This is a genomic window from Neobacillus cucumis, from assembly GCF_016908975.1.
In the GTDB taxonomy this organism is placed as follows: domain Bacteria; phylum Bacillota; class Bacilli; order Bacillales; family Cytobacillaceae; genus Neobacillus; species Neobacillus cucumis.
This window is the reverse complement of sequence record NZ_JAFBEX010000043.1, coordinates 1-14,540: the sequence shown is the minus strand read 5'-3', so window position 1 is coordinate 14,540 and position 14,540 is coordinate 1. Positions and strand designations below refer to the sequence as shown.

General features: G+C 43.1%; 17 protein-coding genes. 3 read left to right on the top strand and 14 right to left on the bottom strand.

Annotated features, from left to right (window positions below):
• Nucleotides 1–173 precede the first annotated feature (173 nt).
• From JOC76_RS28645 to JOC76_RS30660, 12 genes are all read right to left on the bottom strand, one after another.
• Nucleotides 174–887 (bottom strand): urease accessory protein UreH domain-containing protein, encoded by a 714-nt coding sequence (locus JOC76_RS28645; RefSeq protein WP_205182195.1) that lies wholly within the window; start codon nt 885–887, stop codon nt 174–176.
• A 31-nt stretch (nt 888–918) separates the two neighbouring features.
• Nucleotides 919–1,734: an urease accessory protein UreD gene (locus tag JOC76_RS28640; RefSeq protein WP_205182182.1), complete on the bottom strand. Its 816-nt coding sequence runs from the start codon at nt 1,732–1,734 to the stop codon at nt 919–921.
• Entirely contained in the window at nt 1,731–2,345 is a 615-nt protein-coding gene (gene ureG, locus JOC76_RS28635; protein WP_205182181.1) for an urease accessory protein UreG, read from the bottom strand. The genes JOC76_RS28640 and ureG overlap by 4 nt, the downstream gene beginning before the upstream one ends.
• A gap of 29 nt (nt 2,346–2,374) precedes the next feature.
• The gene (locus tag JOC76_RS28630) at nt 2,375–3,061 is read right to left on the bottom strand and encodes an urease accessory protein UreF (protein ID WP_205182180.1); all 687 of its coding nucleotides are present in this window, start codon (nt 3,059–3,061) and stop codon (nt 2,375–2,377) included.
• Nucleotides 3,054–3,500, bottom strand: coding sequence for an urease accessory protein UreE (ureE, locus tag JOC76_RS28625; RefSeq protein ID WP_205182179.1), 447 nt, complete (start codon nt 3,498–3,500; stop codon nt 3,054–3,056). The genes JOC76_RS28630 and ureE overlap by 8 nt, the downstream gene beginning before the upstream one ends.
• Nucleotides 3,501–3,565: 65 nt before the next feature.
• Nucleotides 3,566–5,275, bottom strand: a complete 1,710-nt coding sequence (gene ureC / locus JOC76_RS28620) for an urease subunit alpha (protein ID WP_205182178.1) — start codon at nt 5,273–5,275, stop codon at nt 3,566–3,568.
• Complete coding sequence (locus JOC76_RS28615) at nt 5,276–5,596, bottom strand: urease subunit beta (RefSeq protein ID WP_205182177.1); 321 nt, start codon at nt 5,594–5,596, stop codon at nt 5,276–5,278.
• A 44-nt stretch (nt 5,597–5,640) separates the two neighbouring features.
• Nucleotides 5,641–5,943: an urease subunit gamma gene (locus JOC76_RS28610; protein WP_205182176.1), complete on the bottom strand. Its 303-nt coding sequence runs from the start codon at nt 5,941–5,943 to the stop codon at nt 5,641–5,643.
• Nucleotides 5,924–6,082 carry a hypothetical protein gene (locus JOC76_RS28605; RefSeq protein WP_205182175.1) on the bottom strand — a complete coding sequence of 53 codons (159 nt, stop codon included), beginning with the start codon at nt 6,080–6,082 and terminating at the stop codon, nt 5,924–5,926. Before JOC76_RS28605 ends, JOC76_RS28610 begins: the two co-directional genes overlap by 20 nt.
• Before the next feature lie 14 nt (nt 6,083–6,096).
• Nucleotides 6,097–6,327 (bottom strand): hypothetical protein, encoded by a 231-nt coding sequence (locus tag JOC76_RS28600; RefSeq protein WP_205182174.1) that lies wholly within the window; start codon nt 6,325–6,327, stop codon nt 6,097–6,099.
• Nucleotides 6,324–7,871, bottom strand: a complete 1,548-nt coding sequence (locus JOC76_RS28595; RefSeq protein WP_205182173.1) for a sodium:solute symporter family protein — start codon at nt 7,869–7,871, stop codon at nt 6,324–6,326. Before JOC76_RS28595 ends, JOC76_RS28600 begins: the two co-directional genes overlap by 4 nt.
• A gap of 570 nt (nt 7,872–8,441) precedes the next feature.
• Nucleotides 8,442–8,567 (bottom strand): hypothetical protein, encoded by a 126-nt coding sequence (locus tag JOC76_RS30660; RefSeq protein ID WP_275591432.1) that lies wholly within the window; start codon nt 8,565–8,567, stop codon nt 8,442–8,444.
• Between the two features lie 278 nt (nt 8,568–8,845).
• Between JOC76_RS30660 and JOC76_RS28590 the strand changes: the two genes are divergently transcribed.
• The 3 genes from JOC76_RS28590 (at nt 8,846) to JOC76_RS28580 (ending at nt 12,819) form a co-directional block, all read left to right on the top strand.
• Nucleotides 8,846–9,514 carry a YwrJ family protein gene (locus JOC76_RS28590; protein ID WP_239558085.1) on the top strand — a complete coding sequence of 223 codons (669 nt, stop codon included), beginning with the start codon at nt 8,846–8,848 and terminating at the stop codon, nt 9,512–9,514.
• A gap of 434 nt (nt 9,515–9,948) precedes the next feature.
• Nucleotides 9,949–11,283 carry an ArsB/NhaD family transporter gene (locus tag JOC76_RS28585; protein ID WP_239558083.1) on the top strand — a complete coding sequence of 445 codons (1,335 nt, stop codon included), beginning with the start codon at nt 9,949–9,951 and terminating at the stop codon, nt 11,281–11,283.
• 159 nt (nt 11,284–11,442) lie between these two features.
• A complete protein-coding gene (locus JOC76_RS28580) occupies nt 11,443–12,819 on the top strand; it encodes an arsenic transporter (RefSeq protein ID WP_205182171.1) in 1,377 nt (458 codons plus the stop codon).
• Between the two features lie 322 nt (nt 12,820–13,141).
• Here JOC76_RS28580 and JOC76_RS28575 read toward each other — a convergent pair whose 3' ends face one another.
• The gene (locus JOC76_RS28575; protein ID WP_205182170.1) at nt 13,142–13,669 is read right to left on the bottom strand and encodes an NUDIX domain-containing protein; all 528 of its coding nucleotides are present in this window, start codon (nt 13,667–13,669) and stop codon (nt 13,142–13,144) included.
• 5 nt (nt 13,670–13,674) lie between these two features.
• Nucleotides 13,675–14,112: a VanZ family protein gene (locus JOC76_RS28570; protein ID WP_205182169.1), complete on the bottom strand. Its 438-nt coding sequence runs from the start codon at nt 14,110–14,112 to the stop codon at nt 13,675–13,677.
• Nucleotides 14,113–14,540 lie beyond the last annotated feature (428 nt).

Sequence of the window (14,540 nt, the reverse complement as noted above, 5' to 3'; positions counted from 1 at the left end):
TGGGGACGGTTCTCCTGATTCCACACAGGTTTGTACCTTTCAAACATAATAAAGATTCAGTAAGAACAAATGAAATATTGTAAGAGGGATGGGGCTATCGGCGACCGCCAAACAAACCAAAAAGGCACCAGCAAAACCAAGCTGATGCCCTTAAATCCGAAGTGTAACGGGAACTAGATACGCTGAATCCACAGATGAAATAAACCTTCTGATACACCTAAATGGTACATATAATAAAAGCCAAATACCGTGCTGATGACCCCAGTAATTTGGGCAAACGCTTTATGAAACATGGCCCTCTTAGAGACCATAACAAAGGGGATCCCTAGGATCGTCGTAAACACAAGCATACTGATAATAGTTCCTAAACCAAATACCAAAATATAGAGAACCCCACCCCACACCGTTTGCACGGTACTAATGGTCAATATGACCATGGCCGCACTCCCTGCCAATCCGTGGACAAAACCCATAAAAAGAGATTTCACATAGAGCGTACCCTTATATCGATGAACTTGGGTCTGCGGCTCCTGGGATCCGTGATGACTAGCACGATGAATACGGCTATTTTTATATCGAATAATGGCTGAACAACCTAAATAAACAAGCATAATTCCTACTACATATTCAAGTGACATGGCCCATATCTCAGGGATTTCTCCCTTCAGTAAAATAACGGCCAAACCGACAAAACACAGGGTGGCGGTGTGCCCAACTCCCCAAAATATTCCTGTTAAAGAAGACTTCCATAATTTTTTACTCTGACTGGCAATCGTCGAAACCGCAATGACATGATCCGGTTCCATCGCATGTTTTAATCCAAGCAAAAACCCTAAACCTAATATCGAAAGTAATTCTCCCACCAATATCCCTCCACAACAATGCATCCTTCTTTTCAAGAAAAATGCATCCACAACCTTAATATTTCCTCCATCTCACAACATCCTTCGCCAACAGCTGACATCTGGCCCATGCATGTGCACGGGTAATCATTTTCTCCATCATCCCTGTGGACCGGGCCAGTATCCTCAATATCACTCCGCCCTCCGGCAAAGAGGACAATCCGAAACGAACGTCTTCCTGAAAATCCTCCATAACTTCATATAAACCATCCAAAAAAACTTTATCCGCTTGATGGTGAAGGATGAGGAAGGTCCCCACATGGGTATACCCCTCCATTTGCATAATCCCGTTCAACTGATCATCCGGCTCAAGCAGCAAATGATCAAATAAAACGAGTTTATCATTTTTATAGACTTTTAATTTCGAGCGGATCCAGTCATAGCGAAACAAGCTCCCATCTTCTGCCCATCCGGGTGTGATCATATCGCTATAAAAGAAAACAGCTTCCTCCTCCATCCGTACGGTGGTCTCTTGAATAAAACGCGCCCCCTCATAAGCGATTAAAGGATCTGGCAAATATTCCAGCACACCACCTTTGCCCACGTTCAATTGGGTTTGCTGTACAACAGGGTTTTTCGGTGTTTTATATACTTTTGTTGCGGATTGCGTCGTGACGGACAATTCCGCTCCTGCCTCAACCGAAAGGTCAGTCAAATAGGTATCGCCGTCGACATAGCCACCCCCAACATGAATCAGATAAACGCTGGGCACTTCCTTCTCCAGATAAACCGGGCGGGTTAATTTCAATGCCCCTTCATAATAACAGCTGGAGACAATACTTTTGGATTGCCTTCTAACCGCAGAAAGCTCCAATACACCGGTATAGTTCATGACTCCAATTCCAATAATAGAGCTTGTTTTTTAATCCAATCGATCACTTGATCAAGACCTGTTCCATCTTTTAAATTGGTAAAAATATAAGGTTTGTTCCCTCTCGCGGCGATTGTGTCCCGCTCCATGATGTCCAGACTTGCCCCAACGTAAGGCGCCAAATCAATTTTGTTGATAATGAATAGGTCTGACTTAATCATCCCTTGCCCGCCTTTGCGCGGAATTTTTTCCCCTTGGGCCACATCAATAATATAAATGGAAAAATCAACAAGCTCCGGACTAAACGTTGCCGCTAAATTATCGCCGCCACTTTCAACGAAGATCAATTCAACATCAGGGTGCCTTTCTTTTAATTCATCAATGGCTGCAAAATTCATCGATGCATCCTCACGAATTGCTGTATGCGGACAACCGCCCGTTTCCACCCCGATGACCCGATCCTGCGTGAGCACCCCATTTTTCATAAGAAATAACGCATCTTCTTTTGTATAGATGTCATTTGTTACAACGGCCATGCTCAGTTCTTCATGCATCGCCCGCGTTAATTTTTCCACAAGCATCGTTTTTCCTGCGCCAACAGGTCCTCCAATTCCAATACGTACTGGTTCCATTTTCAACATCCCTCTTTTTCTATAAAAATTTAAGACATAAACAAGCGCACATGTAATCGTTCATGACGCATTTGGGCAATTTCCAAGCCAGGGCTGACCGCCCCAAGGTCATCCTTGGACAACACCAAAATCTTCTGAACAGCTTTGTTTAAAAGCGGCTGGATGTGGACCAACAGCTTTTGACCATCAGTCTGACCGAGGGGAATGCCGCGGACTGCGTTTTGTATCAGGGAGGAAACAGCGCCATATAAATACGCGCCAATAGCTGTTTCTTTTCCCACTTGCAAATGGCAGGCAACGATCGAAAAAACCAAGGTAGAATGTCCGTAGGCCTGCTTTTCTTTCATTTTATCGAGATAATCATCAAGAATCGGTGATGGATAAAGGCTGGCACATAGCTTTGCCATTCGTTCCCCGATTCGGCGATTGCCGATCCTCGTTTCTTCCGCAAGGCTCGCGGTAAATATGAATGAATCTAGCTCGAAAAGATCGGCCATTAGATTTTGCTCTACCGCTTCAAAAGCAAGCCGGCACGCTAGTCCCTCGACAAAAACCAACTGTTTTTCGATATATACGGTGATTGCTTCAGAAAAGCTTTTCGAATCCGTAATGATTTGTTCCTGAATGTAGGTTTCCAACCCGAACGAATGCGAAAAGGCTCCGGATGGAAAGTTGGAATCACATAACTGAAGCAGCGGAAACAAGTCGTTAATCATGACGGTGTCCAATATGGCGGAACGCCTTCTTGACCTTTCGATTTTCCCGCCTAAAAGGAATTTCTAATTGCTGTAGAAGCTCTTCGACCAAATAATCATACTGAACAAGCATTTCCTGACCTTCAAATTGGGCGGGAAGATGACGGTTCCCCAGTTGATGGGCAATTTCCCCCATTTGCTGGAGGGAGGTTGGCTGGATTACCAGCAAGTCATCATCTTTAACGGAGATGACGATCATATTTCGCTCGTCTAGATATAAAACATCGCCATCAATTAAGTCACGATTGTCTTTTAAGCGAATCCCAATCTCCTTGCCATGGTCGGTGACAACACGCTGTATCCGTTTGACCAAGTCATCGCTGTTCATGTACACCCGTTCTGTATGCGGTGCTTTTTTTTCGATTGTCGCAACATTTCCAATTACTTTTTCAATAATCATGTATTCCTCTCCTTAAACATGGCATCTATTTCGTCCAAACATAAAAAATAACCGCTTCAACTAAGTCAAAACAAGAAATAGCGCTGTGCCATAGGAACCACTTCCGCCGGCTCACAGGTTATTAAATCACCGTTTACTTTCACTTCGTACGTTTGCGGATCCACTTCAATTTCAGGTGTTTCTCCATTAAAAACCATTGATTTCTTCGTTAACTGGCGGATCCCTGACACAGGTTTGACGATTTTCTTCAGCCCAAGTGTTCGATGAATCCCTTTTTGAAAAGCAGCTTGGGAGACAAAAGTCATCGCTGTTTGATATTTGGCACCTCCAAATGAAGCAAACATCGGACGATAGATAACCGGCTGCGGCGTTGGAATGCTGGCATTTGGATCCCCCATCAGACTGTGCGCAATCATGCCGCCTTTTAAAATCAATTCTGGCTTCACACCGAAAAAGGCCGGATCCCAGACAACCAAATCGGCAAGCTTTCCTGTTTCAATCGAACCAACATAGTCAGCGATCCCATGTGTCAAAGCCGGATTGATCGTATATTTGGCAATATATCGTTTGACCCGGAAATTATCGCCAACACCTTGATCCTCCGCCAGTTTTCCGCGCTGTTTTTTCATCTTATCTGCTGTTTGCCACGTACGGGTGATCACTTCTCCCACCCGCCCCATCGCCTGCGAATCAGAGGAAATCATACTGAACACACCGATATCATGCAGGATATCCTCTGCGGCAATCGTTTCCTTGCGAATCCGCGAATCAGCAAAGGCAATGTCCTCCGGAACCTCCGGGTCAAGATGATGGCAAACCATTAGCATATCTAAATGCTCTTCCAGGGTATTGACCGTATAAGGCCTTGTTGGGTTGGTCGATGACGGCAGTATATTAGGGAAGCTTGCAGCCTTAATAATGTCCGGTGCATGTCCGCCCCCGGCGCCTTCCGTATGATACGTATGGATTACGCGTCCATCAATGGCAGCCAATGTTTCCTCCACAAACCCACCTTCGTTAAGGGTATCGGTATGAATGGCGACCTGCACATCATATTGGTCAGCCACCTTTAAACTCGTATCAATGGCGGCAGCCGTTGTTCCCCAGTCTTCATGAAGCTTTAAGCCGATGACTCCCGCTTCAATTTGTTCCTTTAATGGAGCTTCATCCGAAGCATTTCCTTTTCCCAAAAAGCCGAGATTCATTGGGAATTCTTCTGCCGCTTGGAGCATCCGGTGGATATTCCACGGTCCCGGGGTACAGGTGGTTGCGTTCGTGCCTGTCGCAGGTCCAGTCCCCCCGCCAATCATTGTCGTCACGCCAGAGGAAAGCGCCGTTTCAATTTGCTGTGGACAAATAAAGTGGATATGGGCATCAATGCCCCCGGCGGTCACGATTTTTCCTTCTGCGGCAATCACTTCGGTTGACGCACCAATGACGATATCAACCTTATCCATCAAGAGCGGATTCCCTGCCTTGCCAATCGCTGCGATCTTTCCTTCCTTCACACCGATGTCTGCTTTATAAATCCCGGTATAATCAACAATCATCGCATTAGTTAAGACAAGGTCCACACTTTCCGCCCTTGTCACAAGCGGGTGCTGCCCCATTCCATCCCGAATCACCTTGCCTCCGCCAAATTTCACTTCATCCCCGTAGGTGGTGTAATCTTTTTCAATTTCAATAAACAAATCCGTATCGGCTAAACGGACAGCATCTCCAACCGTTGGACCGAACATATCTGCATACTGTTTTCGCGACATGTGAAAGCTCACTTACTTTTCCCCCTTTTGGACAGAGCCGTTTGTTAATTGATTTAAACCGTACACCTTCTGTTCCCCCGAAAAAGGAATGAGCTCTACTTCCTTTTCATCTCCAGGCTCAAACCTTACGGCCGTTCCCGCAGGAATATTCAAATGCCTGCCAAATGCCCGGTCCCGTTCAAATTGCAAAGCTGTATTGACTTCATAAAAATGAAAATGTGAACCGATTTGGATTGGGCGGTCGCCCCGGTTTAACACCGGAATGACAAGCGGCTGCTTCTTTTCATTGCACAAAATGGGCTCTTTTTTTAAGCGATACTCCCCAGGAATCATAGCTTTCCCTCCTAAATGGTTTAGATTTGGTTTGTAAAAATGGACTAGCGAATCGGATTATGTACCGTGACGAGTTTTGTACCGTCCGGAAATGTCGCCTCGACCTGAATATCCGGAATCATTTCCGGTATGCCTTCCATTACATCTTCTCTTGTCAAAATGGTTGTGCCGTATTGCATCAGCTGTGCCACCGTTCTTCCATCCCGCGCTCCTTCAAGAACTTCATAGGTAATGATGGCGATAGCCTCAGGATAGTTCAGTTTTAAGCCTCTTTTTTGCCGGCGGCGCGCCAGGTCAGCAGCCACCACAACCATAAGCTTTTCCATTTCACGTGAGGTCAGTTTCATCTTTTTTCATCCTTCCTTTTTTCCCGTAACAGGAGATTCCTTGTAGAAAAAGTACATCTTGGGCTCCGGATTCTACACGTTTACTGGCCAGTTCAACAAAAATACCAAAGCAGCCAAAGCCTGCTGCTTTGGTGACCAATCATTCTTTTCTCCTTATCGCTTGTATTCCTTATACAGCTCAATAAATGGGCGAATGGTGATAAAAAGCGCGGCAAACACCAGCCAGCCAAATGCTAGACAAACCCAGCCCGTGAAAAAGGAAAGACTATAAACATACCCTGTTGAAAACATAATCCCCGGCCAAATGACGACAAGGACTAAACTTAACGCCAATGCCCAACGAGTGTACAGCTTCGTTTGTTTTTTTAACTCCTGATCATTCATCCCAAATTCTCCTTCCTGTCCATACTTTTGGCTTCATCAAAACTCTTAAACTTGTCTTTTAACGACTCAAACTGAAATTCCTCAGAAGAGATGAGTGCATGCCCAATGGAAATTACTCCACTTATGACAAAAACCGCAAGATTACCAAACAGCATCGGGTAGAGCCCGCCTAGTGATTCAACGTTCACATGCCCTGCTGTTACATAAGCAGAAATAAGCCAAACTGCCACGCCGCCAATCATCCCCAACAATGCACCGTAAAAGGCTCCTGCATTTGTGGCCCGTTTCCAAACAAGTCCAAGTGTGACCGGAATGACGGCTGCACTAACAAAAATCCCCATCGCCATATAAACAAAGCCAAGACTGATTCCTAAATAGAATAGTAGGATTGAAAAGATTCCCATCGATAATCCGAACCCTAATGTGACCAAACGGGAAACACGCAATAGTTTCTTGCTGCCGGCATATGGGTTAATCGAATGACGATAGATATCCGTAACGATAATATTCGTAACAGCAGTTAGTTCCGCGGACCCTGCAGACGTAACGGCCATAAATAGCATGGTCAAAAACAGAATAGATCCCACCGAACCAAGGATGTGTGAAGCCATAATCGGTGCAACAGAATCAGGAGAAGAAACGGAAATTCCAAGACCAGCCGCACTAACACCCAAAATCGTAGCGACCGCAAATGGAATCGAAAACCAGGAGATCCCTCCATATATGTACGCTTTTGAAGCGGCTTTATCCGTACTGGCAATAGCCCGCTGCCAATAAGCCTGATCGACAAAAACGGTTCCGAAATTCCCAACAATATTAATAATTCCAAACAATAGCCCTGGAATAGATGCCATCGTCAGCATTTGTTTGGATTCCGGCAAGGAACGCAGCCCCTCATAAATAGTAGAGATGCCAAATTTATAATAGACTGCAACTCCAAAGATCAATAGAACCACAAATAAGATGATTGTGTGCAAATAGTCGGCAATAAATGAAGCTTTTAGACCGCCAATCATCGTATAAATCGTGAAGGTAACAGGGATTAAAAAGGCTGCTACATATAAATTCATTCCTGTTAACTGATTTAATGTGATTGCGCCGCCGAGAATGATCATCGAGGTGACGATAATATTCGTCATCAGCGCAAATACGAGCATTAAGCGGTGATTTTTTTTATCAAAACGCTGTGAAATAAATTCTAGGAACGTGTGAGCGTTTGGTGCTTTTCTTTTTAAATGAACAGCAAGGATTGCAAATAATAAGATTTGGATTGTAGCACCAGCCGCATACCAAAATGGCCCGCTGATTCCATATTGGTAACCGGTCGAGGATGACATCATAATCGTGGCAGCCCATGTCCAAGCTGCTACGATCGAGGCGCTGGCCAAGCCCACCCCTACGCTTCTTCCGGCAGTGTTATATTGTTCCGCCGTCATTTCTTTTCCTTTGCGTTTGGAATCCATTCGGTGAATAACCGCCGTAACGCCAGTAAACAAAACTCCAAAAATCAGTAAAATTAGATACCCTACACTAGGTGTTAACATGCAACCCCTCCACTTTCCAATATGATAATTACGTTATAAGAGATGTTTCCTTAACATGGCACCACTGTCAGATAATTCTAGAACAATTTTAAATATAGACACTATTTCTCTTTCTATCTACTAACACGTTAGATTTTCTGACAAAGTTTTGGCACAATTTCTTCCAAAACAATCACATTGCTTCATAACCTTTCTTTATAATCAGGAAAATAAGCGGTCATATAGTTTTCTTCTTGTACAAGGATGTTTTATTTTTAAAATGAAAGATATGTAATCTGAAAGGGAATGGTTGGATGGATAAAAGCAATGAGAACACTATAGGAGAAGATATTATGCTAACCTGGCGTTAGCATGGAAAGTCTATTTTGAGCCAATGGCGGATTCTTTTACGGAGGTTCCAAGTTCGTTTATTCACTTTGCGCGGCAACGTGCAAATCGTCTGCCAATGACATCCCTCTTTTAAATGGGAATATTTTTGTTTATAATGAACATATATAAAAAAAGAGAAGTGCTGGTAACACTTCTCGATTGCAACCTCTACCGTCAGGGTGGATGTTGTTAGTGTAAATATTATTTCTGAGAACCACCCTTTTGCTTCGTACGGCGCAGGGTGGTTTTCTTTGCCTCTAATACGTTTTTCCGAAAGAAATAAGCGATAGCTTCACGCAGAATTCCTTTTAGAATTTCTCGTATCATTTCATGGACAAATTCCAGGAATATCACCTCCTTCCTTTATAAAAGAAAAAGAAGATAACAACCCGGCCACCCCCACAATATTCAGTTGCAACTCCATTCTAACATGTCCTACCTGCATTAAACCCTATCAATCCTCGACAATTTCCGATTGGTGACAGGCACTAGTCCTAAAGATTCTACCATTTACGTCTTTCACCTGTAGGGAAAAATTATTTTCTAAAGTATAATCCCCCCGTATATACTTTACTAATCTCAAGTCTTTCCAGGTGGTGTTTGTTTTGAGCATTCAATCGTTACGGGGGCAAATCGTTGACGTCGTTTTATCAAGAGATATCTTTTTTCAGGGAAAACTCATTGACAGTGGAAAGGACATCATTGTTTTGTCTGATGGACAAAGATATATTTATATCCCGTTAACCCATCTTCATAGGATCAAACGCAGCACTTTAATATTGAATAATGAAGGGACTTCCAGTCAAACATCCCCAACAGTTGCTGTAGATGAATCCATTTCCTATCGAACCACTTTAGCAAACGCAAAGGGTCGCTTTTCCGAAATTTATGTCACGGGTCAGATCCCCTTACACGGATATATTTTTAATGTTCGCAGCGACTATTTTGCTTTTTATTCCCCCGTCTACAAAACCATGTTGGTTTCCCTCCAACATTTGAAATGGCTTATTCCCTATTACAATCTAAAAAATTCTCCTTATACCCTCCCAGACAAAAAACTTCCCGTCATCCCTTACAATCAGCCCTTACTGCCTTCACTAGAAGAACAATTAAAAAAGTGGGAGGGCGAGCTTGTGGTGTTTGATCTGGGGGAAGACCCGATGAAAATAGGATTGTTAAAATCAGTTCGTAACCCCATGGTCGAAATTGTGGTCGCGAATGGTGAAACCGTCTATGTTAAGCTTTCTCATATCAAATCGGCTCATTTGCCGTAATCAAGGTCTTGCTGTATTCAGCAGGGCTTTTTCTGATTTCAGGTAGCGGCAAACACCCATTTCTATCTTTATAAACACAAACAGGACGAATTTACATCCCGAAGAGGTAGGTCAAGCGTCTAGTGCTCCAACGTTGAAAATGGCCGCCTCAGTCACGAAGACCGGGCATATGTCATCAAAAGGGGTCCTGCCGATAACAGCAGGACCCTTTCTGATGGCTAGGTGACGGCAAACACCCATTTTACTCCACTAGCATACAGGAGTAGTCAAAAGTACATTTTCGACAATACCGTTCAATTGTCCATTCTTTTTGGCAGCTCCTGAATATTTTGTTAGTAAATCAAAGGGACAACCTCGAAATCATGAATCCTTCCCCTTCGCCATCATCATTTCTGGTTCCCTTTTCCATTTAAATAGAAAGGATTGAAGACTACTTGTTTACCATAGCCTTAACGATTTTTTCGTTTATCATGACGATCGTATTGATTATGTGGAGACCCAAGGGACTCAATGTATCCATTCCCTCTCTCGCTGGAGCAGCATTGATGGTCATCGCTGGATCGGTTTCAATGGGAGATGTGAAAGTGATTCTTACGGATGTTGGTGGCGCGTCGGTGACGATCATGGCAACCATCGCTATGGCGCTTGTTCTCGAAAGCTTCGGTGTATTCCAATTCGCAGCTGATTTTTTAGCTAGAATCTCAAAGAATTCAGGTGTGCGCCTGTTTTGGTACATCAATTTAATGAGTTTACTTATGACACTAGTGTTTAACAATGATGGTGCGATCATTATTGCAACACCGATCCTGATCATTCTTCTCAGAAAGTTGGGATTTAAACCCCATCAACAAATCCCGTATCTGCTGAGCGCCGCGCTCGTCGATACTGCGGCAAGTGCCCCACTTGGCGTCAGCAATATTGTCAATCTAATCTCTATAAAAATCATCGGAATGAGTCTCGCAACCTACTCTGAAATGATTTTCGTCCCTTCCATGATAGGTGTTGGCGTCCTAGCAGTACTGAATTATGTGCTATTTCGAAAGAAACTGGTTATCGATCTGAAACAAAACCGAATGTCACCGAAAGGTAAAACAGATGCTACGGATCTGTCATTCGAAACTCCTTCGAAAGAACAAAAAAGATTCATGACGAATATCTTGCTGTATGTCTTAGCTGTTCGTGTGGCGCTGTTTGTGGGTGCCGGCTTTGGAGTGTCACCATCGGTTACTGCAGTCGTTGGAGCTGCCATACTCCTCATCTGGCGCTGGATTAAGATGGGCACATCACCAATGGATATCATAGGAAAAACTCCGTGGCATGTACTCTTTTTTGCCTTTGGTATGTATGTTGTCGGAGCCGGGATCGCAAATGTTGGATTAAACTCATGGCTGGTGCACCAACTTCAACCGTTTATTGATGGAGGATGGTTTAGCTCGATCACAGCCACTGCAGTTGCTGTTAGTGTCATGTCCGACCTGTTTAATAATCACCCCGCTTTGATGATTGGGACGTTAAACCTGACATCGATGCATCTGAGCCAGATGGATCTCCATGTGGCGTACCTTGGAAATATCATCGGAAGCGATATCGGTTCACTGCTTACGCCGATTGGGCTCCTTGCAACACTGATATGGATGTTCGTATTGAAGCAATACAAGGTGCACATTAGTTGGGGTCAGTATCTCCGTGTAACTGCCATAGTCGTTCCATTGACCGTAATCGCAACCATCGTCTTATGTTACGGTTGGATTCTCCTGATTTACGGTTAAGCAGCTTTATTGCCGCCACGGATAGGAGGATTGGAGATGCGTGTTTGAAGAATTAGCCAGAAAATACGCTAATTGATAGCAATTTATATCAATTAGCTACATAAATTAGACCTAACAAGTAAGGTGCCCTGACTTTTTTAATGCGAAAGGAGAAAAAGTATGTTTCACGATCCAATGGTTTGGTTTACCATTTTAACTTTCTTGGGTACCTATATATTTATTTTGTGGAGGCCAAGGGGTATTAATGAAGCAATACCCGCTGCGATTGGTGCACTGATTGTCATCATCAGTGGTAGTGTTTCGTTTTCCGATTTAGGGGTCATTCTAGAGACCGTCGGTGGTGCTGCGATTACGATTTTAGCAACAATCGCCATGGCCATTGTTTTAGAAAGTTTTGGCTTCTTCCGCTGGGCGGCTGAGAAGCTCGCAGAAAAAGCAAAGGGATCAGGTGTCAAGTTATTTTGGTATATCAATCTGTTATGTTTTCTCATGACGCTCTTTTTTAATAACGATGGAAGTATCTTGATCACAACACCTATTTTAGTCATGTTGGTAAACAATATGGGCTTAAAAAATCATCAAAAAGTGGCCTATTTGCTTTCTGGGGGCTTAATTGCGACTGCTTCTAGCGCCCCTATTGGGGTAAGTAATATCGTCAATTTAATCGCCTTAAAAATCATACACATGACTCTGTGGATGCATACAGCGATGATGTTTGTTCCGGCAACGCTTGGTTTACTAATCCTAGCTTTTCTTCTGTTCCTTCGTTTTCGGAGCATTCTGCCAGAAGATGTTCCCACTAATATTACAGGTATAACTGACCCCTCTTTTCATCCGCTTAAGACGGGAATTAAGCCGGGGCCAAAATTCGCTTCAGAGAAGGCTCGTACCAAATTCATGCTGCTCGTCCTGCTATTCGTATTTGCAGTCCGTGTAGGACTTTTCATCGCTTCGTTCTTTGGCATTCCGGTTCCCATTGTGGCTGTTACCGGTTCTGTCCTTCTTTTGGGCTGGAGGTGGAACTATTTAAAAATCCATCCTGGCGATTTAATCAAGAAAACCCCTTGGTTTATTATCGTATTTGCTTTTGGTATGTATACCATCATCTATGGTTTAAATAACATTGGGTTAACGACCTGGTTAATCAGATTCATGGACCAAATGGTTTCCGGCAGTCTGCTTCATGCAAGTGTACTGATGGGTATCTTCCTAACCGTCATTTCCAATCTATTTAATAATCATCCCGCACTTATGGTTGGGACACTTACGTTGACGCACATGCATTTAGATCAGCTTTCCTTGAAAATTGCCTATCTGGCTAACATTATCGGAAGTGATATGGGTTCGTTAATCCTTCCAATGGGTACTCTTGCTTCTCTCATGTGGATGTACATGGTAAGACATGGAAATGTACAAATTAATTGGTTGGATTATATAAAAACAACAATAGTCGTTATACCGCCTACTGTATTAGTCACATTGGTGATTTTATATTCTTGGGTTTCTTCTATCTTCGGTGGAGTCTTAGTAAGATGAGAATTTTAGAAAAATGGAATGGAGATGTCTACCTTAAACGAACTAGAGTAAACAATCTTTTTTATGGTTATATCTATAAAACCGATTATTCTCGTGATAGATAAATCCAAATTTCTTATAGAACTTATCAAATCATATGAATCATGAGAACCGTCCCCTTGATTCTGTACTTCTCCATTCTATTTTAATAGGATTAACGCAGTCTTTTGTTTTACATTTAGGAAAAAATTAGCCGTTTTGTGACCATTTTGGCAGAAAAAACACCGGTCCATATTATAAGAACCGGTCACCAAGTTAAACTGTTCCACCCTTTTCCTCAACGTTAATCCGTCATAAACTTATATCGCAAAATAGCGGCAAGCCCAGCACCATGCTTGAAGTCCCCTTTAACAACGAGTTCCTTCAACTCTTCCATTTGAAGATAATGCAGTTCAATTTGTTCGCTATTCTCTAACCTCTGCTCAGTCGCTGTTAAACCGGCTGCCGCAAACAAGAAAATTTCTTCTGTCGTCGATCCCGGTGAAGGATAAAAACTTCCTAATTCCAGCCAATGCTCGGCCACATAGCCTGTTTCTTCCTCCAGCTCTCTTTTAGCAACATCCAAAGGGGAATCCCCTTCTGAGTCAATCATTCCTGCAGGCAATTCCCATTCCCAGCTGTTAACCGCATGACGATATTGCCTTAAGCAAACCACTTCATGATCGTTCGTGATTGGCAAAACACAGACTCCTTTGGCAAAGTCTAAATAGGAAAAAGTCTTCTCTTCCCCATTTGGCAGCACAACCTGATCCACAGTAATTCCAAAGCGGTCTACTTTTTGCTTATTAGAATTCGTAATTTTCCAAGCCATCTCATTCACCCACTCAACTTTGTTTTCTTACTATTAAATAAAAAAGCAATCAATAAGACAAAAAATGCCCCAATAGAATCAAACATAAAGACATCCTTTAATGAGGAAACTCTTCCTGGCATGAACGATTGATGATACTCATCCGTCATCGCATACAGTACGGTAAGAACCCATGCGATAACATAAGAGAATCGATACAGTTCAAAAGACTTCCATAATAAAAACGCAAGGAAGCCAAATGTCAGAACATGTGTTGATTTTCTCACCAATAGGTTGATTGTTTCAATGCCTGAATGGTCTACCCCGCTTACATGTTCCGTTTTAACAATCTTCTCGATTGCTCCAGACGTATTCTCTCCAGTGGATAATGGAAGCTGTGTGAAAGTAAAAATCACTGCCATCCAAAGAATCGCCGCAAGTAGCCACCATTTTCTCTTTTTCACCTACTATTAATCTCCCCTCTGTATCCATCAATAACTATATTACAACTCTACATAGTTGGACAAGTCAGTAGGAATCATGGGGAATCATGGGGACGGTTCTCCTGCTTCCGAATCAGTAGAACCGTCCCCATGATTCTCTTCGAGCAATTTCCCTATCTCACATACTAATCAAACGTTTAATTAAATCCGCTGTAATGACCGCTATATAAGGATTTTCCTACCAACGAACGTAAAAAAATTGCCGAGGAAATCAGGAGATAAAAACCTAATATTCTACAAAAATCGCCCAATTTTGTTTTACTAGCACCCTCACAAAATTCCTTTTAGAATACCCAAAATAGAGTAGGCGCATGAAGTATTCATGCGCCTCTCACAGATCCGTACATGCGGGTCATCGCATACGGCTCCTCCATGCTTATCCCCGTTGG

Bases quoted from the DNA above. Each gene is read 5' to 3' on its own strand.
- JOC76_RS28645 (WP_205182195.1), bottom strand. From the start codon at position 887: ATGCATTGTTGTGGAGGGATATTGGTGGGAGAATTACTTTCGATATTA.
- JOC76_RS28640 (WP_205182182.1), bottom strand. From the start codon at position 1,734: ATGAACTATACCGGTGTATTGGAGCTTTCTGCGGTTAGAAGGCAATCC.
- ureG (WP_205182181.1), bottom strand. From the start codon at position 2,345: ATGGAACCAGTACGTATTGGAATTGGAGGACCTGTTGGCGCAGGAAAA.
- JOC76_RS28630 (WP_205182180.1), bottom strand. From the start codon at position 3,061: ATGATTAACGACTTGTTTCCGCTGCTTCAGTTATGTGATTCCAACTTT.
- ureE (WP_205182179.1), bottom strand. From the start codon at position 3,500: ATGATTATTGAAAAAGTAATTGGAAATGTTGCGACAATCGAAAAAAAA.
- JOC76_RS28615 (WP_205182177.1), bottom strand. From the start codon at position 5,596: ATGATTCCTGGGGAGTATCGCTTAAAAAAAGAGCCCATTTTGTGCAAT.
- JOC76_RS28610 (WP_205182176.1), bottom strand. From the start codon at position 5,943: ATGAAACTGACCTCACGTGAAATGGAAAAGCTTATGGTTGTGGTGGCT.
- JOC76_RS28600 (WP_205182174.1), bottom strand. From the start codon at position 6,327: ATGAATGATCAGGAGTTAAAAAAACAAACGAAGCTGTACACTCGTTGG.
- JOC76_RS28595 (WP_205182173.1), bottom strand. From the start codon at position 7,871: ATGTTAACACCTAGTGTAGGGTATCTAATTTTACTGATTTTTGGAGTT.
- JOC76_RS30660 (WP_275591432.1), bottom strand. From the start codon at position 8,567: ATGATACGAGAAATTCTAAAAGGAATTCTGCGTGAAGCTATCGCTTAT.
- JOC76_RS28580 (WP_205182171.1), top strand. From the start codon at position 11,443: ATGTTTCACGATCCAATGGTTTGGTTTACCATTTTAACTTTCTTGGGT.
- JOC76_RS28575 (WP_205182170.1), bottom strand. From the start codon at position 13,669: ATGGCTTGGAAAATTACGAATTCTAATAAGCAAAAAGTAGACCGCTTT.